The sequence below is a fragment of the Paenibacillus catalpae genome, assembly GCF_900112695.1.
Taxonomy (GTDB): domain Bacteria; phylum Bacillota; class Bacilli; order Paenibacillales; family Paenibacillaceae; genus Pristimantibacillus; species Pristimantibacillus catalpae.
Genome location: NZ_FOMT01000002.1, coordinates 1,125,648 through 1,146,387, shown reverse-complemented (window position 1 = coordinate 1,146,387; position 20,740 = coordinate 1,125,648). Strand labels below are relative to the sequence as shown.

The following is a 20,740-nucleotide window of genomic DNA, read 5'->3' as shown; positions in this document are numbered from 1 at the left end:
TCTCGATCAGATGGGATTGACGGATGAACTCGTTTAGATTGACATGCAAGTAAGCTGGATTTCCAGTATTAGTCATATTACTTTGTTTGAGCAACGAATTCATTAACGGCTTGCGTAAATTGCTCGGTATGCTCAACGTGCTCCATATGACCGCCCCGCTCAAACACTACGAGGTGAGATCCTGGTATCTTTTCTGCCAATTCTTTGGACCACCTTGGCCCGCAGTTGACGTCATATTCACCAACTAGAATGAGCGTTGGCGTGGTGATCGTGTGCAGGATATCTCGTACATCCCACTCATATGGCTGCCGGTTAGGGTCTCCGAAGAAATCCAGAACAACCTTCCATTTGTCTACTTTCTCCTTAACGCTCCAGTAGTTACCGAAGTATGCGGGCAATAAGCGGTGGAGAACTGCCAGAGCCGACTCTTTGTCTCTTACGTTTTTCGAATCCATCATAGCCTGCTTCGCATCTTGAGCTTCCGCGTTATCCGGCCAACGCTCTGCAAAGTTCTCAATTTGTTTGAATTGCTCCATATACAGTTCTGGCCCCATGGAAGGAGCACTGGATTGGAGGATCAGACCGCCAAGTTCGTTCGGATAATCCAAAGCGTATTGAATGCCAACGCCACCGCCATGAGCATGACCCAGGAAGTAATACTTTTGAGCTCCGATATGCTCGGCTACTTTATGTGCGAAATACGCATACCGAGACATACTATAGTCTCCGTCTGGCAGCCTATCTGATTTACCTGTTCCTACAGGCTCTAAGTACACCATTGTCATTGTTTTCTCCAGCTCTAGCATCTGCAGATACTTCCAGTGAAATCCAGGTCCGCCCGAATGAACCAAACAAACGGGGCCGTTGCCAGCTACGTGATAAACTTGACGCACACCGTCGATGAAGATTTCATGTTCTCCAGCTTTGATATCATGATTAGATGGATTCATTCTTAAATTCCTTCTTTCTTGGTTAATTATTAATTGTAAGTTCACCTTTACTTGCCATAAACGCCGAACGACTTCAAAAATTCCTCTAATGCTTTACGCCATGGACGAAAGTCTTCAAATCCATTAGAGTGGATCGCCGTATGCGCGATTGCCGAGTACTTCGGACGAGGCGCAGGTCGTGGAAAGTCATCCGTGGAACATGGCTTTATCTCCACTTTGTACCCACTCTCCTCCATAATCGCAAGGGCAAAATCATACCAGGAACAGATCCCTGTGTTTGATGCGTGATATATGCCATATTTCTCCGAACTGATAAGTTGTACTAAAAAATGGACAAGATCCTTGGTATAGGTAGGAGATCCGAATTGATCACTAACTACTTCTAACCTATCTCGTTCCTGAGCCAATTTCAGCATAGTTTTAACGAAATTTTCCCCGTTCTGCCCATATACCCAGGAGGTCCTTACGATAAAATATCGGGCGGAAAACATTTGGGCGGCAAGCTCTCCGGCCCGCTTTGACTTTCCATAGACACTTTGTGGATTTGTAGGCGCATATTCCACATATGGATTAGAAGCCTTACCATCGAAAACATAATCCGTACTGATATAACATAGCTTTGCCCCTATATTTGCTGAGGCTCTTGCTACATTTTGGGTACCAAAATCATTCATTTTGAAAGCTAGTTCTTCCTCGGATTCGGCCAAATCTACATCTGTGAAAGCAGCGCAATGGATGACGACATCTGGTTTAAAAGCTTCAATTACCTCTACACACTGTGTCTCATTCGTAATATCAAGCTGCTTTCTACCAAGACCCAAAACTTCATGACTAACCGAAAAAAGTTTGACAACATCGTGACCTAACTGGCCATACGCACCTGTCACTAATATCTTCATGGCATTCCCCTAACCGTGATGTCTTGGCTCTGAAGAATGACCAGTTAGGATTGACATCCACCAGTCTTGATGATCCAAGTACCACCGAATTGTCTCATGAATACCTATCTCAAAATTACGTTTCGGATACCATCCCAGTTCATTCATAATCTTGGTTGCATCAATCCCATAACGACGATCATGCCCTAAACGATCAGGAACATGCTGGATTAATGATTCTGGCTTTCCAAGCTCCTTTAGAATCGTCTGCACAATCTGAATATTCGTCTTCTCATTACTCCCGCCAATGTTATAAACTTCCCCGTTCTTGCCTTGGTGCAGCACAAGATCAATAGCATGGCAATGATCCTCTACATACAACCAATCACGGACATACAAGCCGTCTCCGTAGATCGGAAGAGGACGATCGTTTAATGCATTTACAAGCATGAGCGGGATTAATTTCTCAGGAAATTGATAGGGCCCATAGTTATTCGAACAGCGTGTAATGTTAACTGGCAAACCGAATGTCTCATGATAGGCACGTACAAGCAGATCGGATCCAGCTTTACTTGCCGCATAAGGACTATTAGGATGAAGTGGTGTTTGCTCGGTAAATAGCCCTGTTTCGCCAAGCGTTCCATACACCTCATCCGTAGAGACATGAACAAACTTCTTAACTCCAACTTTTACAGCAGCATCAAGTAAGACTTGCGTGCCTAATACATTGGTCTTTGTAAAAATATCTGGTTCCACAATACTGCGATCCACATGAGATTCAGCCGCAAAATGAACAACGATATCAATTCCCTGTCCAAACAAACGGTTCATTTGTTCTTTGTTTGTGATATCGCCTTTTATAAATGAATGCTTGCTGCCTCTTGGAATTATTGACAAATTCGTTAGATTTCCCGCGTACGTTAATGCATCTAAATTAATTAGTTCATAATTCGGGTAGCGATCCAGCATATAATGAATGAAGTTGCTGCCAATAAATCCAGCTCCTCCTGTGACTAGTATTTTCATGACCTTATTGCTCCTAGAAATTTAGTTCCGCATTAACAAGTAGCGGATGCTCCTGATCTTTACCCGATAATATAGGATTCACTGTAGGCCAATCAATATTTAATGCGGGGTCACTCCAAAGTATCCCCCGATCCTGCTCAGGAGAGTAAAAAGCATCAACCTTATATAGAACTTGCGTATTGGGAACTATGGTACAAAAGCCATGTGCAAAGCCTCGTGGGATAAGCAGCTGCCGTTTATTAGCCTCACTTAGGATGACACCTACCCATTGGCCGAAGGTAGAAGAATTTGGGCGGATATCAACCGCAACATCATAAATGGCTCCTGTAATTACACGAACTAGTTTTGTTTGAGCATGGGGATTTAATTGATAATGCAAGCCTCTTATAACCCCGCTCTGAGCGGACAAGGAATGATTATCCTGAACAAATGGAGTGTCGATGCCATGCTCAGCAAATGTTGCCTGACTGTAACTCTCCATGAAGAAGCCTCGGGAATCACCATGAACCTCCGGCTCAACAACATATAATCCTTCTAGCCTTGTAGGAATGAAATTCATTAGCACCAACACCTTACCATTATTAATTCCAGTAGTTGTCATCTAGAAGTAAATCCTTGGCTAGTTCATTAGCGTGTACTAACGACTCATGCGTCCCCGCATCAGTCCACCAACCCTTCAGGATATCAAATGTGAGCTCGTTTCTCTCGATATAAGCATTATTCACATCCGTAATTTCCAATTCGCCGCGATCGGATGGTTTCAGTGTCTTCACGATATCAAAAACGGAGTTGTCGAACATATAAATACCCGTGACAGCATAATTGCTTTTCGGATATCGGGGTTTCTCCTCAATCGATATGATCTTATCTTCTAATAGCTCTGCCACACCATATCTCTCTGGGGCTTGTACTTCTCGGATCAATATTTTCGCACCTTTGCACTGCTCTTTAAAATTATTCACAAAAGGAGCAATACTCTCTTCAAACACATTATCCCCGAGAATAACAGCCATTTTGTCACTGCCTACGAATTGTTCGGCTAAATCTAAAGCCTGGGCAATCCCTCCGGCTTTATCTTGAACTTTATAAGTGAATGTAACGTTCATCTCTCGGCCACTCCCGAGCAGGTTAACAACATCCCCCAAATGCTCTTTTCCTGTTACGACAAGAATTTCGGTGATGCCGGCTTGTTTTAATTTAAAAACCGGATAGAATATCATGGGATATTTACCGACGGGCAATAAATGTTTATTCATCACTTTGGTTAGTGGAAACAGTCTGGATCCCGTCCCGCCTGCGAGAATAATTCCCTTCATTAATATCCCCCTTATCTCCCGGTCATCAATATAGGATGACAAGGATAATATTATTTGGCGTCTAACTCGGCGACGACATTCGCGATGGCCGTGTACGGATCAAGGGCAGCATATTCCGCCTTCAATCTCTGTGCATTCGCTAAGAATTCCGGCTTATTGAGTACGTTAAGGACCGCTTCCCGAATCGCCTCTGGCGTCGGTGATTGGGTTTTGAGATTGATTGCGGCACCAGTATGGGCCGTACGAGCGTTACCCTCAATCTTATCTTCGGAAATGCCGGCCAATACCATCGGCACTCCGAAACTTAACGCCTGCTGCGTCCCACCAAATCCACCGTTTGTGACGAGAACATTGGTATGCGGAAGGAGATCGACGAAAGGAATAAAATCCGCGACACGTGCATTGGCCGGTATGTTTTTGACTTCATTCTTGCTGCCTGTCGCCGCAATAACTAGAACCGGCAGATCAGCTAGCGCTTCTAATGTTGGCTCTATCAGATAACTGAAGTCACCGTTTGCTACTGTTCCCTGTGTTACAACGACAACCTTTTTAGCTTCTAACACATCCGACCACCATACTGGCAATTTAGCATCTACGGAAGGCGGGGTAGGAAGCGCACCGATGAAGCGGACGCTTTCAGGCAGGTCCGATCGTTTATAGCTCAGTTCCTCTACAGACAACTGAAGATAGCTGTCAGCACGTATGCAACTATCAAGAAGGTATGGTATTTCCCCGGTCGCTCCTAGATCCGTCAACACCATTTCATAGAGCTTCTGTGCATCCCCGAATACGGTATTTTTCATTAAGCCATTAAGCTCGATGTTGCGTGCACGTCCCTCTTCTGAGCTATCCGGTTCGAGTCCCATACCAAATGGCGCAGCATCAATGCTGGAAATTGCAAGTGGTATAACACCTACGACTATATATCCCTTCGCTCGTACACCTGGGGCACCATGCAATGCTGGCGAGATTGAGAATCCGAATGATTCTGCCATTACAATCGCTTGGTCGTCTCCATACTTCTCCAGTTCTTGTTGCAGCGCTACATATTGGCTTGGAATAGCGCTAACGAAATAACGCTGCAGGTCATAGTTAACCTGAGTCGGCCCTTCCAGGGCGAGTCGCTCGGGGTCTAATAATTCCTCGGGCTTCCAATCGGCTGCACCAGTAAATGAAACAAATGCGGCGCCTGTCTTTTCGACAGCCTCCTTGAATATAGATCCAGTAATAATAGTCACCTCGTGACCGCGGCGTATAAGGTCTTTGGCTATAGACAGCATGGGAGCGACGTGTCCATATACAGGTGTAATGGGAATGATAACTTTTGACATAATAGAACCTCTTTCTTTTGCGCTATAGCAAACATTTAATGTTTTATCTGGAAATTGACTAGTTCAGCGGATGAATAGAAGTCCTCTTGGTTGTCGATTTTTTTACCTGCGCAGTAATGAGATCGATCATTCTCATAATGGAACTCCATCAACGTTTTGTCAACGAATCTATCGCAAACTTAATATTTCATAAATTCTTCCGGTTAGTAATTTTATGTTTAAAAAATATAATATTCTGGCTTATTTGGACCTGAGATTGTTTTAATTAAAAGGGATAATAAGGATTGATTAGGTATTATTAGTTTTTCGTTAAATTGTTCATGATCGTTCTTTTACCGATTGTTCTAATATGATAAAATCGTTCTGAAGAGGTGAAAACGATGACAAGAAGCAAAGAGTTCGATGAGAGAGAAGTACTTTTAAAGGCAATGTATTTATTCTGGGAAAAGGGTTATGAAAAAACCTCGTTACAGGACCTTGTTACGCATATGGGGATACATCGCAGAAGCCTGTATGATACTTTTGGCGATAAGCATAGCCTCTTTGTAAAGACGCTGGAACTGTACGAGAAACACAAAACAGCAACTATTCAGGCAGAAGTAATACGCGGTCGTTCGGCGAAACAGGCCATTCGCTTCATCTTTGATTTGCTGATTGAAGTGAATGACGATCGACCGTTAGGCTGCTTGTTTGTGAATTCTGCGACCGAACTCGCTTTGAGGGATCCGGAAGTACGTGAAATAACAAACGAAGGTTTTAATAACGGGGAGAAAGTTCTGTTAGACATCATTCAAAAAGGTCAGCAGTCGGGCGAGATTCCTATTGATAAAGATGCAAAATTACTTGCGGCTTTTTTGCAGACTACACTGATTGGATTAAGAGTATTAGTTCGAACGTCCACTGATAAAAAGAAGCTGCATCAAATAGCAGATATTTCCATAGCGATGCTTGACGCTTAAAGAATCCTATACTAAGTCTACACAATAACTTGACGATAATAATTATAGAAAAAGAGGAACCCGAATCCTGTTACGCGTATTGTTACCGAGGATTTGCGAGGATTGAGCTATTGGATGTTTCCAATAGCTCTTTCTTGTGTTCACGATTCACCATGTCTACAAAGCTTTTTGGCTCTGTCTTCAATTCCTATTCCGTTAACTCTTGAGTGTGAAAAAAGCTGCTTCTAATCCTCTGGCATGTAACTTCCACAATCCGGACATTTGATTGAGAAGGTCGGATTGTTAGCTAATAACTTTGCTGCATCTATCCATTCTTTCTCATCCGAAACCTCCAACAAAAATAGCAGCCGAATAGTGACGGCTGCTGTCATGGTGTTTCTGAACTAACGTTCCCGGTTAGTTGAACAAGGAATTTCTATATTCCCTCATATACTTCTTCTAAATACTTAATAGATTCTTGTTGAGCCTCTGATTTTATTAGGATATGGATTTCATAATCTGATCTAAGATTTAAATAAAATGATATTGTAAATTTAATTGCTTTATAACAGCTTTCCCTTTCGTGGATGGCTACTGTTTTTTCTAATTTCTCTATGAAGTCTGGTGCATCTTCTTCAATTCTTCTTACCCCTCTTGGTAATGAATTGTTTTTCATAAGCACTAGCGGTCCGATAACCGTTCCTCTGAGAAATGAAAGGAAATCAACTACTTCAAACAATTCCCCTCTTCCAAGTTTAGTAGCAACATAATGTATCCAAACCCAAAATCGATCTTCAACCCATTGCATATCTGGATAGGGAAAAGAATAATTGTTTTCACTTAGTACCTGACTTAAAGATGAATCCCTTTGCCAAACTAAAATAGGTTTTTCCACTCCATGAGTTACCTCTTCAATGGTTACAAATTTTAAATCCACATGAAGAATAGGGGCATTGTACAAGCAAATTAGTAGTCGAGGCTCACCTACATGCTCCCCAGTAAATCCCGATAAAAGATGACCAAATCTACTTGCAATTTGCAGTCTATTCATCATTATTTCGTCTTGGAAGGTTGAGTCATAAACAAGAATCAAATCAAGATCACTAAACTGATCCATAGTATTGTTTATCATTGAACCACCTGCAAGTATACCTATAAAACGTTCATCTTCTTTTATTTGCTTTTTTACTTTTTGGATAAAATTTTCATGCTGTTTTAACATGCAAATCACTCCTGTAAATTGACCTACTAAAAGTAGGTATTATGACAGATTAACACAATAGATGTATAAATTTCAATAGTGATTATTTTACTCTCGATAGGTAAAATATTCTTTCTTGTTAAGCTAAATTGCCCTTTCTTTCAATAAAAATGCTGAGCTTTCAGCGCCCTTCCCAAGAAATATGGTTGTTCATAATAATGAATAGCTTTACCGGATATTGGAACAATATATCCTAGGTTACCTCAAGAAAGGACACAGCTATGACGTCTAACAACAGGTACGGGGAATATAAGCAATCCAAAAATACCCCTGTTTGCGATACGCCCGAAAGCGACATTCAACAATCGATTTCACAAAGCTTGTCCTATACCCGAGAAGAATTGGAAAAGTTTTTTTCACATAGTCACGACATTGTCATGCAGCCCTCCCGGTACGGTGCCGCGTTTCAATATGAAGCACTCTCAGTTCATTGCAGCACCATTGTCGAAGAGAAGGAAGTGCTTTTCTTAAAATCTGCTTTCCTTGATATTGTCGCCCAAGAATCAGAGGTATTTCATACAATTGAACCTGAGAACATCGTGCATTTTTTTGAAAACCGAGGTGTAACCTCGAACCGTGTTTCAATCGTGGAAGCACTGGCCGATGCCGTAAAACAAATTATGAGCGGACACGTGGTTATCTTTTTTGACAGTTGGAATAAAGCTCTCAGCTTTAACGCTTTTTCTGTTGAATCGAGAGCGGTAAACGAGCCAATTACAGAGCCTGTAGTACGTGGTCCACATGACAGCACCACAGAGGATCTAACGAAAAACATTGGTTTGCTTCGGACGCGATTGAGAAACCACCTTTTTAAAATCGAGATGTTTTCTACGGGAGGTGATTGCCAGACCACAGCCGCATTCGGTTATTTAGAAGGCGCCGTTAATCCAGAAACGCTGAAAGAGTTCAAAAAACGACTTGAAGCAACAAAAGATGTTGAAATACTGGATACCTCTTTTATTGAGGAATTAATAGAAGACAGCACCTATTCCCCTTTCCCGCAGTATCGCTATACAGAGAGGCCCGATACGGGAATCGCCGCCGTATTAGATGGCAAAATCATCGTTATGGTTTCAGGCTCGCCATCCATTATGATCTGTCCCGGTCTGTTCGCCGAATTTTTTGCGACGAGCGAGGATTACTATTACCGGACGGTCGAGGCAACTCTATTGCGGCAGCTTAGGATTATTGCTTTCTTCATGGCGCTTATGCTGCCAAGTATTTATATTGCAATGAGCACCTTTCACTCAGAACTGATCCCTACTGTACTGTTGATGGCTGTTTTGGAAACTCGTGAAGGCATCCCGTTTCCAGCACTTGTGGAAGCTTTGTTAATGGAGTTTTTCTTCGAGCTTCTGCGTGAAGCGGGTATACGCCTCCCCCGACCTGTCGGCTCAGCTGTTAGTATCGTTGGTGCTTTAGTCATTGGACAAGCTGCCATTCAAGCTAAAATTGCCTCGCCTATAATGATTATTATAGTAGCTTTGACAGGAATCGCTTCCTTTTCCATGCCCCAGTATTCGCTCGGGGTAGCGCTCAGGGTACTGCGTTTTCCGTTAATGATATTATCCGGAACTTTGGGAGGCTTCGGATTAATGATGGGGCTGCTGTTTATTCACTTGCATTTGACGTCTCTCAGATCCCTTGGGCAGCCTTATTTGGCAACGTTCGCTCCGCTGCGCATACGCGAGCTTCGTGATGTATGGATACGCGCTCCTTTGAAGACTCTTCTCCGGTCGCCGCGGAACAAGCACATGCACAAACAGCGGAAATCATAACGATTCGAGCCCGTCCGTAGAGGAGAAAAATGATTATGAGAACAATCAAATCAATAGCCATTATACTCCTCTGTCTGTTCCTTTTAACCGGGTGCTGGGATAAGGCCGAGCTGGTAGAGTTCGGCTATGTCCAGGCCGTAGCTTTTGATAAAACAAAAACCGGCAAATTGAAATTGACCACGCTTTTCTTCAAACCAACCGGGGGGAGCGAAGGCAGCGAAGCTGGTAAACAATCGGGCTCAAGATCGTTTACGATTCAATCCGAGGCCCATACGGTTTTTGAAGCGATCAGGGACATCTCGCTACATTTCGGACGTAAAGCCAAGTGGGATCATATGCGCGTCATTCTAATCAATGAGAAAGTTCTCCAGCAGCGGGATATCGGGGATATCATGGATTTTTTCGCCAGAGATCATGAACCACGTGGGACGGCTTTAGTACTTGCTACAAAGGGAGAAGCCGCTGACTATTTGAAAGTAAAACCGATAATCGAATCAACACTCGGTGAGCAGCTGCGGTCCATGGAGATTGCGGCAACCCGTTATTCGGCAAAGTCCATTCACTCGAGTCTTTTGGATCTAAGCATCCAACTGCACAGCGAGGTCGGAATTGCCCTGCTCCCCTACATTCAATTATCCAAAAAGACCGAAGAGCTTTCAGTTTCGGGCATTTCTATTATAAAAGGCGGTAAGCAGGTAAGTTCCCTGTCTCCGACAAAAATTCAACAACTCTTGATGCTGACCAATCAATACAAGGAGGGCAATATTGAAATCCCTTGCGGTAAAGGGAACAAAAATGTGAAGGACGGTCTCGAAGTCCTCTCGGCAAAGACGAAGGTTGTGACTTTTATTCAGAAAGACTCGCTGACCGTTAAGTTTAATACGAAAATTACAGGAACGGTTAGCGAGATGCATTGTTCTTCCATTGTTAATAGAGAAGATGAGAGCGCATTTAAAGAAAGAATTAGAAAAGCGGTTGAACAGGAATTTTTGGATTTAATAGATGAACTACAAACCAAACGGCTGGACGTGATAGGTATTGGCAACAAAATATTCGCCAAACATCCTGCAGTATGGAAACGTTGGAGAGAGAATTGGGACGAGCGTTTCGACCTTGCTACTTTCGAGAGCCACGTTGAGATTCAAGTACTTCATACCGGCGTCACCGTTGGAAAACCGTACTCCGAGTATAAGGAGAAGTGAATGAATGTTAATTCGACTCGCTATTGTGATCCTGATCATCGCGGTAGTACTCGTCTTTGACGCTCCTAATTATAAAAAAAGCAACAAGCGAGGGCGTGCCGTTTACGGAATCTCCATCACGGCAGCCATCTATCTGGGACTTGATTATGCTGCAGGAAAAGACTGGCCGGATCTTCATAACGTTGCCGATTTTATTTTTTCCGCGCCGGCGAAAATGATCGCAACCTATTTTGAATCCAAGTCCTGATATGGTTCAAATATCGTGTGGGGGTTTTTGTTTATGAATGTAAAAGAAACGGTCAGTCCCGTGCAAATGTCCACCTTGTTTTTTATCTTCATGACCGGATCCGCTATCATCAACATCCCAGGTCCGCTCATCGGCTTCGCAAAAAACGGAGCTTGGCTGTCTCTTCTCATTTCAAGCGCTTTTGGTTTCTTTGCTTTGGCCTGTATGCTTTATTTGCATAATAAATATCCGGGCTCTACGTATATTGATTATGCCAAGGAAATGGTAGGGCCTTGGTTGACCGCATTATTATCGGTCCCTCTCATCCTGATTATGTGTCATATAGCTTCCGGAATCGTGCTTGATATGGGATTATTCTTAACCACAACGATGATGAAAAAAACGCCCATCTTCGTATTCAACGCCTTCACCTTCACGCTCATTGCATTTACGGTACGGGCAGGCATTGAAGTAATGGTTCGCATGTTCACGAACCTTATTTTGATTATGCTGTTTTTCGTATTTATCGTGCTGCTGCTCTCGATACCCAATTATCATCCTGACTATATATTACCAATCATGCCGGATGGCATTAAGCCGGTTTTGCACGGTGCCTACTTTTCGTTTGGATTTCCGTACGCGGAATCTGTTCTGTTTGCCATGCTGCTGCCGTTCGTAAAAAAGAATCCGGGCAAAAAATACAGTTTAAACCGATGGATGTTTATCGCATTACTTCTCAACACCCTCATTTTAATCTTATCCGTGATTTGTGTCATTTTTGTAGCCGGACCGGTCTCAGGCGATGTCAAATATTCTTTATATATGGTTGCGCGTCTAATTGACTTTCAGGACATTATTCAGCGAATAGAATCCGTTATAGGCATGACATTAATCGCCGGTTCTTACATGAAAGCGACAGTCGTGTTGTTTGTTTTGAATTTAACTTTAACTCGTCTGTTTGCCCTGCAGAACGATCGGCTTCTGATATTCCCTCTTGCTCTTATAACCTTGTTCCTGTCGGTTGTCATATTCGATAGCGAAATTCAATGGTTCGGTATCGTCTCGAGCATATGGCCGTTATGGATTGGTGCAGCTGGATTTATCCCGCTTCTGCTCCTGACTCTGATCGCGTGTTGCAAAACAGCAGTAAAAAATCGTAAAAAGCAGTAATCCGTAAGTTTAATCCGCGAGTCGAATATGATTTCAGGGGGAAGCGAATAACCATGGAGCGATCTGCTCAAGCAAACTATCTCGTTATCTTGAGTTGTCCCCTTCGATCAGCAATGCCATTTCCATGCGTAGTTCCTCTTAAAGTCTGCTCCAAAAACCCATTCAATTTTTTAGAACATCCCAAAAATCAATTATAGTTTTGGCACATGTTTTACTGGTCTTTTCGCTAGTTATATTACCATGTATTGGAACTAAACTTCCTTTAGCATAATAACTTGTTGATCATTTTTGGCCACCGGTTTTTATAGATGTTCTTGTCCTAATACTGGTTTGTATAGAAGTTCTTGTCTTGTGCTCTCGATAAGAATTTCTATACAAAAAATAAAAAAGCCGCAGTTTATGCGACTTTCATTGTATATATGTTCTTGTCGTCCGACAAATTCTCGGACGAACACGACAAGATCAGGTTAATAACCCCTGCATTGAACACGGCAGACGATCACTGATCGTCTGCCGTGTTCAATCCTATCCAATAGATCCATTTATAAATTCTACCCTGAACCTATATATGGCATTATTGCCCTGTTAGATAATAGTATACAGCCTGTTCATAGATCACTTAATAGAATATCAACTGTGCGCCTATCTTTGAAAATCCCTAGTGACATCATTGAACTGCACCCCAATTGTTAGATACGACTAAGATTGGAGGTGCAGTTCAGTGATCGGCTGATGTCTAACTAAAGCTTGATGTTAATTCCTACCTTACACTTTGAATACTTTTTTCGTTCCCCAATCAGACTTGATCATCTCCACGGCTTCCCTGAATCGGAGGGAGTGGACGATCTCGCGTTCGCGCAAAAACTTCAAGCCGTCCTGCAAATCCACGTCATCCGTCATATCAATTAGCCATTGATAAGTCGCGCGCGCCTTCTCCTCGGCAGCGATATCCTCGTATAAATCCGCGATCGGATCGCCTTTAGCCTGAATATAAGCTGCGGTCCAAGGTACACCGGAAGCATTCACATACATCATTCCATTGTCATGATTAACAAAGTTCTCCCCAAGTCCCGCTTCCTGCAACTGTCTTGGCGTCGCGTCCTTCGTCAGCTTATACACCATGGTTGCAATCATTTCGAGGTGGGCAAATTCCTCCGTGCCGATGTCCGTCAGGAGACCTATGACTTGATCCGGGATCGAGTACCGCTGATTCAAGTAACGCAGCGCAGCGGATAACTCCCCATCCGCACCTCCGTACTGCTCGATTAAGTATCTGGCCATCTTCGGGTCACATTTGCTTACCCGTACCGGGTATTGCAGTTTCTTCTCATATAACCACATCCGAATGACACGTCCCCTTTCCCTTTGGAAGTTCAAACAAGCATCAGACCTGTCTTACACCTGCCAAGGCCATGGACTTTCCGACCACTGCCACGGATATTTCGAGTAGCTGTTGCCAAATTGCAGAGTAGGTCCGTATAAGCTCTCAAACGACTGTCTGCATTGATGCTGCTGCATGGCGAGCTGATTAAATTGCTGTATCGCCTGTGCATCATGAGGATGGGTATCCAGGTATAAGGTTAACTCTACAAGGGCGAATCCGACTGCCTGGAGCTCCTCCAGCTTGCTGTAATATTGTTCGTCCAGAACAATGCTCACAGAATCCAACCTCCTCAAAAGAAATGCGAAGCAATTCTTGCTTCGAAAGCATTAACTTAGAATTGTCACACAAAATGGACATTCCCTGGCCGTTTGTGATAATTCTTACTTCGAAAGCATTAGCTTAGAAATGCGAAGCAATTCTTGCTTCGAAAGCATTAACTTAGAATTGTCACACAAAATGGCCTTACAAATAATACTTGGATTGATAGGAGCTGTACAAAGCCGGCCATAACGTCCCACGCCTCAGTGCCTCATGAATCGAGTATTGTGGAAGTCCTTGCGGTTGAAAATGAATGAACTGATTGGGCGGCACGACATAGGTTTTCATTTTCATAGGCGGACATGGATCACATGGGCCAATAAAAGGCTCATATACATGAATTTGATTAAGCGGATTCAGATTATTTGCGGTCTTATAATCTTTATTCTCCTTGCCATATGACATGTTTTCCACAACTGCGGTATTAGCGACAGGAGCGTTATTGGCAGCATTCGCGACATTTGCAGCATTGATGGCGTTGGCGCTGTTCTCCGCTTGAGCCGCCACATTGGCATTGTTGTTCTCGGCTCGGGCATTTCTCTCGGTGATCATCCGGTTATCCCTCCCTGACATTAAGGCATCTTCTAATCACTTTATGCCGGGCAGGGCTTATCTCATCATTACATTTTGACAAAAAAAGTCCGGCAGCGTTAAAAAACCGCTGCCGGACCCATTCATTATAATTTAATGTTAAACTTGAACAAGCCTGCCTTGCGAATAGCCATGTAGATAATAACAACAAGCGGTCCAAGGAATACTCCGATGACGCCCACCAGCTTAAAGCCGACATACAGACTGATCAGGGCGGATAAGGAGCCGATACCAACAGCATCGCCCAATATCTTTGGTTCTACAATACGGCGGAATACCGTCATAAATAAGAACAGGACGTAGAGCCCGATCCCGGCGTATAAATCGCCGGTAACAATCAGATAAGTTCCCCAAGGAACAAGCACGGTCCCTGTTCCCAGAATTGGCAATATATCCACGATTACGATCAGCAGAGCAATCGCGAGCGGATACTTAATATCCAGAATGATTAGACCAATTAACGAAATGATATAAGTCAGAGCACTCAGAATAATTTGCGAACGCAGGAAGCCAAAGATTGATTTTTTCAGATTATCCAGCACTTCATTGACTTGCGGCCGTGATTTCTCTTCGAACAAAGTCAGGAAAGTCGTTTTCATCGTATTCAGGCTGTATCCGAACATGTAGACCGCAACCAGAAAGACGATAAAGAAGATGAACATCCCCGGAATCCCGGAAGCAAGGGAAATGACGGATGAGGACAAGGTACCTACCATACCGGTGAGCGACTTGCTCATATCGGTCAGCCAGTTCTCGATCTGGCTTACGGTATCCGGAGAGAAGTTGGAGTACAGTGAGCGTGCATTCTCTACGAGATCCGTGACATAACTGCTGGCATCGCCAACGTAGTTCGGAACCTTTTGCGCGAAAGCGATAAGCTCCGCAACAACTTTTACACCCAGCAGCGCCATCAGTCCAATTAGAACGACCGTAAACAGACTGCTTGAGATGGTAGACGCGACCAGACGATTCGTCTTAAGCCGCTTCTTAAGAAATTGGGTAAATGGTTCTAGGAATATAGCTACAACCAGCGCGAGAAGAAAAGGCGCCCCTACCGTAAATAACAAATACAGCAAGAATAACGCAAGCCCCACCATAACTAAAGTTTTGATCGACACTTTAACGATTTCCTCCTTTCTCTATAAAAGATTTTACGTGTACCTATGTATGCGGGGCCATGACTTTCGTATGAACTTGTATCTATTATCAGCATACGCGTGGGCACGAAAGTAATGTCCCATTTTTCACTGTGAAAACCTTAAAGAATGGCCTTCTTCTGATGGAAGTCCACCTCTTTGTAATACATGTCCTTCACGAGCAGGTTTGGACCGCAGCAGGAAGCCGCCGGACAATGGCAGTTCACGCTTCTTGCCAGCTCATGATCCAGCCAGCGGCCGAACAATTGATCCAATTGTTCATCCTTAATATTGCCAAACGCCGGCACATCGGAGAAGTCCGTTACGAATACCTCACCGGTGAACAGGTTCACATTCAGACGGTTGCGGCCATCAGGATCATTGCGGACCGTCACGTTAGGTTCCGACGCAAGCCTCGACAAGAGTTTACGCTCCTCCGCATTATCGCTGCAATGATAGAACGGCAGAGTACCAAACAGCATCCATATGTTCTTGTCTCTGACATCCAGCAGCCTGCTGATCGCCAGCTGCATATCTTCCTTCGACAGGACCGGAAGATCCTTCGCGAACGAGCTTGGATACATGGGGTGCACCTCATGGCGCTGACAGCCCATCTCCATGATCAGCCGGTGAATCTCTTCAATCCGATCATGCGTCCGGTAATTAATCATCGACTCGGCGGAGACAAGTACTCCCGCATCGCTTAGACGCTTCGCGTTGTCAATCATCCGATCATACAGCTTGGCTGCCGCTTCCCGTGATACCGCGTGGCCAGCCTTCGCAAATCCGATCTGGTGGAAGTCATCGGCATTCGTGTAGTTAAACGAAATATGCATGACATCCAGATAAGGAGCAAGCTGCTCGTATCTGCTGTACGGCAGGGTTACATTCGAATTAATTTGCGAGCGGATGCCGCGGCTTCTTGCATATTGGAGGAGCGGAACCATATATTCCTTCACGGTCTTGTCCGAGAAGGAAGGTTCTCCGCCCGTAATACTGATCGTCTCCAAGTGCTTTACTTCATCCAGACGTTTAATCATCATTTCCAGAGGAAGCTTCGCCGGTTCCGACATTACAAGCGTATCGCCTACGGCGCAATGCTCGCAGCGCATATTACAGAGGTTGGAAACGGTCATCTCAACACTTGTCAAGGTATGTCGGCCATATTTCTGCAAGGAACGGATAGGGTCCCAAGGATCATTATGGGGAGATAACGGGGTAAGAGTATTAGTCTTCAAAGCAAAATCTATCGTATTCATTAATATCAGCACCTGACTTACATGGTTAGAATGGGTATAGCTTATACCATTGTAATGTTCGAAAGGGAATGAAGCAAATAAAATAGGCATAAAAAACGAAAAAGGAGGCACAGCCGCCCCCTTTTCTCCTGTTATATGCCGGATGCCAGGCCTACATTCGACTGCTGGCCGTTTACATTGACAATCATGGTGCTCAGCTGCTTCGATAAATCAATCTCGTAAGGTGAAGCAAGCTCTTCCCCCGCTTCATTATATAACAGCCGGACGATTGGCCGATGCGGATAGGAGTGGTTGAAATCAACCACTACGCCAGTCTCACCTGTATGAATTTGTACCGTTATCCCGATTGGATAAATCGCTACCTTATCCCGGAAGAGCTGCACCATATGCTGTTCATATAACGTGCCGGTTCCGGCATACAGCAGTTCAATCGCTTGATGCGGAAGCATAGGAGATCGGTATACCCGATTGGTCGTCATTGCATCATAGGAATCAACCAGTCCGATCCATTTGGCAAAATCATGGATTTCACTGCCCTTAATGCCGCGCGGATAACCGCTGCCATCAATCCGTTCATGATGCTGGAAGGCGCAATGGGCCACAACAAGCGGCATATTCGGCTCATCCTTCAAGAGTTCGAAGCCAATCTTGGCGTGATTCCTCATCATCTGGAATTCATGGTCGGTTAAGGCCCCCGGCTTCTTCAGCACATCCATCGGAATTTGCGTCTTCCCTATATCATGAAGTAAAGCTCCCATGCCGAGCTTCATTAATTCATCTCTTGTATAACCGTGGGCGGATCCCAACAGTGTCGTATAGACACATACGTTAAGTGAATGCTGATAGAGATAATCATCGACAATCCCCATATTCATCAGCATAATCATGGCGTCCTTATGATTGGACAAATCATCGATTATCATGTTCATCATCTGTTTAAAAGGCTGCGCGATGTACGGGTATGGAGTGCCTTTCTTCAGCTTCGGCAAATCCATCATGGCGCGGAAGTTCGATTTAATCTCCTTCAAAGCGAGACTGATCGTATTTTCACTAATGATCTCCGGCATGATGATGTCATCGGTCCTCGGATCCTTAATAAACACATAATGAATACCATATTGTTCTAACCGGACAATATGGCGACTCGTTAATTCGATGTTTTCTCCTAAGAGGACTAAACCGTCGCCCGAGAAAATTTTTTTGGCAAGTCTCATGCCAGGCTGGCATTGCGATATAGGTACCAAGCGCATGTTCTCGATCCTTCCCCTTATTACGGTGTCTATAACTAACATCCAAGCGTGAACGGCTGCAACTAAAAAGAATGTCCACAAAAAGCATGTAGCATTTCTTTTAGGAGGAGCAGCATTCGTTACGCGGGTGGAATATAAGCCCGGTATAAAGAAATAACTTCTACATTCTTATATTCGGACAAAACTAGCCGTATTGTTAATGTAAGGGATAAATTAGCGCTTGGCAACCATTTTATGCTAAAAATTCGACAATATTCTCCATCTTTCTTGGTGACAAGCCGTAATTCCGTGCCCATCTCTCAGCTCTGATGCAAGCAGATCACGAATGAATTCAGGCAAATAGTAGGATACCTCCGACGCCTGCCCCAGCGACAAATACCCGATATGAAACGTAAACATATCGATGCAGCCAACTACATATTCCCGGTCATCGGAGAGCGGCTGTCCGTTCACAAGAATCGACACAATTCGATGCAGCTCCGGAAGGGCCGGATCATACTCTACTTCCATGCCGTCAATCGCCAGCGTACCGAGCACTTCCCCCCTGAAGCCGTAGCCTTTAATCGGCATACTGGTGAAGGCAGGCAGCAGCGCCTCTTCCAGCGCTGCCCGTATGTTCGCGCCGCTGAGCAGCATGCGGCACGGATTGATCGGCGACGGACAGAGGGCATGCAGCTGCCCCTCTGTGACGTCGCCCTGCTGCAGGCCGCCTAGCAGCTGCCCCGTATTCACGATGCCTATCTCGGCATTAGTATGGCGGCGCAGGCCGGCCGCCAGCAGGTTCCCGAGCGGCGACTCCCGCTCGGGGAGGGCGGGCAGCGGCGCATCCAGCCGGGTGATTACCCGGCTGAGGCGCCGCTGGCCCGCCTCGCGGTAGCCGCCGATGATCGCGGCGGCTGCGGGATGCTCCGCATATGCGGCCATCGGCACGCATGCTGCGCGGATAACCGGGCGCTTGGCGCTCTCGTCCATCTCGAGCTCCACGCGTCCGATCTGGTCGCCGAATTTCCCGGCGGCACAGATCGATGTGCCGCCGATGACAAGCGGCTCCTCGAGCAAATGATGCGTATGCCCGCCCATAATCAGATCGATGCCGGGTATCTTTTCAGCCATTTGCTTGTCGATGATAATCCCGAGATGCGACATCACGGCAATGATGTCAACCTGCCCTCGCAGCTTCTCAACTTCTTCGCCAATAGCCTCAAACGGATCGGTCAAATCCCAGCCAAGCAGCTCATAGAAATCCGTAAACCTGGCGGTTGCCGCGATCAGTCCAATTTTGATGCCGCCCCTCTCAATAACCGTGCTGGGCAGCAGCCATTCCGGCAGTCTCCCTGTATCCATCTCGCGCATATTCGCGCAGATTAACGTAAACTTCGCTTCGCGGTACACCTGCTCAAGTGTTTCCTTCGAATAAGTAAGTCCTTCATTATTCCCTAGCGTAACGACATCGTAGCCGGCAGCATTCAAGAGCTCGACATTCACCCTGCCGTCGCTGCCCTCGGTCTCCAGCCGGATGCGGTCCATATGATCGCCGATATCCAGGCAGAGGAGATTCCCGCTTCCATGAGCATTACGCTGCTCTTCGATATAAGAAGCAATTCTCGCTGCATTCTCGAGACGGCTATGAATATCATTGCTGTGCAAAATAATGATTGGTCGATTTGAGAATGTCATGCCTGCCTCCTCAGGTTACCCGCCAATTTGAGACATACGGCGGTCGGTCGGTGTATGGGATAATGCCTCGTCCGCCAGCTTTGCCGCCATTTCGTGATTTTCAGGCTTCAGATCCATTGCCCTGTAGAAAATATTCCGCATCGCTTCCGTATCGCCAAGCGCATCTTTTACATTCAGCTCATCCACCCAATAGAGGCATGGCTTCATCGAACCGTCGGCAGTCAGACGAAGACGGTTACAGCTCTTGCAGAAATGATCGCTGACCGGATGAATAAGCCCAAAAGAGCCTGCACCGCCTGCCATCTGCCAGTCGTCCGAAGGGCCGTTTCCTTTCACATTCGTCCGTCTTGAAATCGTGTATCCTTCACGTTCTGCCGTATCCAGCACATGCGACAGCGGCAAATAATGATTTCGCCAATTATCATCCGCATGGCCAATCGGCATATATTCAATAAACCTGACATGCATCGGCTGCTCGTAAGCAAGCTTCAGGAACGATGCAATTTCATCCTCGTTAATTCCTTTAAGGAGCACGCAGTTCAGCTTGATTGGAGCAAGTCCAGCCCTGCCGGCTGCTTCAATCCCCTCAATGACCCGTTTCAGATCGCCTCTGCGGGCAATAAACTTGAACCTCGTGGGATCCAGCGTATCCAGACTAATGTTTACACGGTTTAATCCCGCATCCTTTAATGCCTCGGCATATTTGCCCAGCAGCATGCCATTAGTTGTCAACGCAATATCCTCAATGCCCGGAATCGCCTTCAGCCTGCGGATCAGACCGTCCAGTCCCGGACGCACAAGCGGTTCGCCTCCTGTAATCCGAAGCTTAGAGATACCAAGCTCCGCCGCCGTATGAACGACCTCGACGATATCGTCATAACTGAGCAGAGTACTGGTATCAGCGAATTCCATGCCTTCCTCGGGCATGCAATACAAACAACGCAAATTGCATCTATCCGTAACCGAAATACGCAAGTAATCGTGTTCTCTCCCGAAACGGTCTACCAATGGGGGCATGCCTCTCACTCCTTTTCTCTTCTACTAGAATA

At 45.2% G+C, this 20,740-nt stretch carries 20 protein-coding genes; 5 read left to right on the top strand and 15 right to left on the bottom strand.

The genetic code is table 11. The features are described 5' to 3' along the window. Positions 1 to 77: 77 nt before the first annotated feature. Genes BM200_RS12745 through BM200_RS12720 form a run of 6 tightly spaced genes read right to left on the bottom strand, consistent with a single transcriptional unit; the run spans position 78 to position 5,501 of the window. Complete coding sequence (locus BM200_RS12745; RefSeq protein ID WP_091185767.1) at positions 78 to 950, bottom strand: alpha/beta fold hydrolase; 873 nt, start codon at positions 948 to 950, stop codon at positions 78 to 80. Positions 951 to 997: 47 nt separating this feature from the next. Then, positions 998 to 1,849 carry a dTDP-4-dehydrorhamnose reductase gene (rfbD, locus tag BM200_RS12740; protein ID WP_091185764.1) on the bottom strand — a complete coding sequence of 284 codons (852 nt, stop codon included), beginning with the start codon at positions 1,847 to 1,849 and terminating at the stop codon, positions 998 to 1,000. A 9-nt stretch (positions 1,850 to 1,858) separates the two neighbouring features. Continuing rightward, positions 1,859 to 2,854 (bottom strand): dTDP-glucose 4,6-dehydratase, encoded by a 996-nt coding sequence (gene rfbB / locus BM200_RS12735; protein WP_091185762.1) that lies wholly within the window; start codon positions 2,852 to 2,854, stop codon positions 1,859 to 1,861. 13 nt (positions 2,855 to 2,867) lie between these two features. Then, the gene (gene rfbC, locus BM200_RS12730) at positions 2,868 to 3,413 is read right to left on the bottom strand and encodes a dTDP-4-dehydrorhamnose 3,5-epimerase (RefSeq protein ID WP_091186319.1); all 546 of its coding nucleotides are present in this window, start codon (positions 3,411 to 3,413) and stop codon (positions 2,868 to 2,870) included. A 22-nt stretch (positions 3,414 to 3,435) separates the two neighbouring features. After that, positions 3,436 to 4,170 carry a sugar phosphate nucleotidyltransferase gene (locus BM200_RS12725; protein ID WP_091185760.1) on the bottom strand — a complete coding sequence of 245 codons (735 nt, stop codon included), beginning with the start codon at positions 4,168 to 4,170 and terminating at the stop codon, positions 3,436 to 3,438. A 50-nt stretch (positions 4,171 to 4,220) separates the two neighbouring features. Further along, positions 4,221 to 5,501, bottom strand: a complete 1,281-nt coding sequence (locus BM200_RS12720; protein WP_091185758.1) for a glycosyltransferase — start codon at positions 5,499 to 5,501, stop codon at positions 4,221 to 4,223. A 380-nt stretch (positions 5,502 to 5,881) separates the two neighbouring features. Here BM200_RS12720 and BM200_RS12715 point away from each other — a divergent pair, with 380 nt between their 5' ends. Further along, a complete protein-coding gene (locus BM200_RS12715) occupies positions 5,882 to 6,460 on the top strand; it encodes a TetR/AcrR family transcriptional regulator (RefSeq protein ID WP_091185755.1) in 579 nt (192 codons plus the stop codon). A 415-nt stretch (positions 6,461 to 6,875) separates the two neighbouring features. On the opposite strand, the gene BM200_RS12710 is transcribed toward BM200_RS12715, so the two are convergent. Beyond that, complete coding sequence (locus tag BM200_RS12710; protein ID WP_091185753.1) at positions 6,876 to 7,661, bottom strand: aminoglycoside 6-adenylyltransferase; 786 nt, start codon at positions 7,659 to 7,661, stop codon at positions 6,876 to 6,878. A 260-nt stretch (positions 7,662 to 7,921) separates the two neighbouring features. On the opposite strand from BM200_RS12710, the gene BM200_RS12705 reads away from it, so the two are divergent. From BM200_RS12705 to BM200_RS12690, 4 genes are read left to right on the top strand one after another with little or no spacing between them, the layout of a single operon-like run. Next, positions 7,922 to 9,478: a spore germination protein gene (locus BM200_RS12705; protein ID WP_091185751.1), complete on the top strand. Its 1,557-nt coding sequence runs from the start codon at positions 7,922 to 7,924 to the stop codon at positions 9,476 to 9,478. A gap of 35 nt (positions 9,479 to 9,513) precedes the next feature. Continuing rightward, positions 9,514 to 10,680, top strand: a complete 1,167-nt coding sequence (locus BM200_RS12700) for a Ger(x)C family spore germination protein (RefSeq protein ID WP_175532846.1) — start codon at positions 9,514 to 9,516, stop codon at positions 10,678 to 10,680. A 4-nt stretch (positions 10,681 to 10,684) separates the two neighbouring features. Beyond that, positions 10,685 to 10,927, top strand: coding sequence for a hypothetical protein (locus BM200_RS12695; protein WP_091185746.1), 243 nt, complete (start codon positions 10,685 to 10,687; stop codon positions 10,925 to 10,927). Between the two features lie 33 nt (positions 10,928 to 10,960). Continuing rightward, the gene (locus BM200_RS12690; RefSeq protein ID WP_091185743.1) at positions 10,961 to 12,076 is read left to right on the top strand and encodes a GerAB/ArcD/ProY family transporter; all 1,116 of its coding nucleotides are present in this window, start codon (positions 10,961 to 10,963) and stop codon (positions 12,074 to 12,076) included. Between the two features lie 765 nt (positions 12,077 to 12,841). Here BM200_RS12690 and BM200_RS12685 read toward each other — a convergent pair. From BM200_RS12685 to moaA, 8 genes are all read right to left on the bottom strand, one after another. Further along, positions 12,842 to 13,417 (bottom strand): manganese catalase family protein, encoded by a 576-nt coding sequence (locus tag BM200_RS12685; RefSeq protein WP_091185742.1) that lies wholly within the window; start codon positions 13,415 to 13,417, stop codon positions 12,842 to 12,844. A 54-nt stretch (positions 13,418 to 13,471) separates the two neighbouring features. After that, the gene (locus BM200_RS12680; RefSeq protein ID WP_091185739.1) at positions 13,472 to 13,735 is read right to left on the bottom strand and encodes a spore coat protein CotJB; all 264 of its coding nucleotides are present in this window, start codon (positions 13,733 to 13,735) and stop codon (positions 13,472 to 13,474) included. Positions 13,736 to 13,922: 187 nt separating this feature from the next. Next, a complete protein-coding gene (locus tag BM200_RS30375; RefSeq protein ID WP_245773022.1) occupies positions 13,923 to 14,072 on the bottom strand; it encodes a spore coat associated protein CotJA in 150 nt (49 codons plus the stop codon). Between the two features lie 383 nt (positions 14,073 to 14,455). Then, positions 14,456 to 15,487 (bottom strand): sporulation integral membrane protein YtvI, encoded by a 1,032-nt coding sequence (ytvI, locus tag BM200_RS12670; protein WP_091185737.1) that lies wholly within the window; start codon positions 15,485 to 15,487, stop codon positions 14,456 to 14,458. A 140-nt stretch (positions 15,488 to 15,627) separates the two neighbouring features. Continuing rightward, positions 15,628 to 16,764: a radical SAM/CxCxxxxC motif protein YfkAB gene (yfkAB, locus tag BM200_RS12665; protein WP_091186314.1), complete on the bottom strand. Its 1,137-nt coding sequence runs from the start codon at positions 16,762 to 16,764 to the stop codon at positions 15,628 to 15,630. Between the two features lie 131 nt (positions 16,765 to 16,895). After that, positions 16,896 to 18,014: an HD-GYP domain-containing protein gene (locus tag BM200_RS12660; RefSeq protein ID WP_091185735.1), complete on the bottom strand. Its 1,119-nt coding sequence runs from the start codon at positions 18,012 to 18,014 to the stop codon at positions 16,896 to 16,898. Between the two features lie 237 nt (positions 18,015 to 18,251). Then, on the bottom strand, positions 18,252 to 19,691 hold the full coding sequence (locus BM200_RS12655; protein WP_091185733.1) for a bifunctional metallophosphatase/5'-nucleotidase: 1,440 nt from the start codon (positions 19,689 to 19,691) through the stop codon (positions 18,252 to 18,254). Between the two features lie 15 nt (positions 19,692 to 19,706). Continuing rightward, on the bottom strand, positions 19,707 to 20,708 hold the full coding sequence (gene moaA, locus BM200_RS12650) for a GTP 3',8-cyclase MoaA (protein WP_091185730.1): 1,002 nt from the start codon (positions 20,706 to 20,708) through the stop codon (positions 19,707 to 19,709). Positions 20,709 to 20,740: the final 32 nt, after the last annotated feature.

Coding starts and splice junctions, on each gene's coding strand:
- BM200_RS12745 (WP_091185767.1), bottom strand. CDS start 950: ATGAATCCATCTAATCATGATATCAAAGCTGGAGAACATGAAATCTTC.
- rfbD (WP_091185764.1), bottom strand. CDS start 1,849: ATGAAGATATTAGTGACAGGTGCGTATGGCCAGTTAGGTCACGATGTT.
- rfbB (WP_091185762.1), bottom strand. CDS start 2,854: ATGAAAATACTAGTCACAGGAGGAGCTGGATTTATTGGCAGCAACTTC.
- rfbC (WP_091186319.1), bottom strand. CDS start 3,413: ATGAATTTCATTCCTACAAGGCTAGAAGGATTATATGTTGTTGAGCCG.
- BM200_RS12725 (WP_091185760.1), bottom strand. CDS start 4,170: ATGAAGGGAATTATTCTCGCAGGCGGGACGGGATCCAGACTGTTTCCA.
- BM200_RS12720 (WP_091185758.1), bottom strand. CDS start 5,501: ATGTCAAAAGTTATCATTCCCATTACACCTGTATATGGACACGTCGCT.
- BM200_RS12715 (WP_091185755.1), top strand. CDS start 5,882: ATGACAAGAAGCAAAGAGTTCGATGAGAGAGAAGTACTTTTAAAGGCA.
- BM200_RS12710 (WP_091185753.1), bottom strand. CDS start 7,661: ATGTTAAAACAGCATGAAAATTTTATCCAAAAAGTAAAAAAGCAAATA.
- BM200_RS12705 (WP_091185751.1), top strand. CDS start 7,922: ATGACGTCTAACAACAGGTACGGGGAATATAAGCAATCCAAAAATACC.
- BM200_RS12700 (WP_175532846.1), top strand. CDS start 9,514: ATGAGAACAATCAAATCAATAGCCATTATACTCCTCTGTCTGTTCCTT.
- BM200_RS12695 (WP_091185746.1), top strand. CDS start 10,685: ATGTTAATTCGACTCGCTATTGTGATCCTGATCATCGCGGTAGTACTC.
- BM200_RS12690 (WP_091185743.1), top strand. CDS start 10,961: ATGAATGTAAAAGAAACGGTCAGTCCCGTGCAAATGTCCACCTTGTTT.
- BM200_RS12685 (WP_091185742.1), bottom strand. CDS start 13,417: ATGTGGTTATATGAGAAGAAACTGCAATACCCGGTACGGGTAAGCAAA.
- BM200_RS30375 (WP_245773022.1), bottom strand. CDS start 14,072: ATGAAAATGAAAACCTATGTCGTGCCGCCCAATCAGTTCATTCATTTT.
- yfkAB (WP_091186314.1), bottom strand. CDS start 16,764: ATGAATACGATAGATTTTGCTTTGAAGACTAATACTCTTACCCCGTTA.
- BM200_RS12660 (WP_091185735.1), bottom strand. CDS start 18,014: ATGCGCTTGGTACCTATATCGCAATGCCAGCCTGGCATGAGACTTGCC.
- BM200_RS12655 (WP_091185733.1), bottom strand. CDS start 19,691: ATGACATTCTCAAATCGACCAATCATTATTTTGCACAGCAATGATATT.
- moaA (WP_091185730.1), bottom strand. CDS start 20,708: ATGCCCCCATTGGTAGACCGTTTCGGGAGAGAACACGATTACTTGCGT.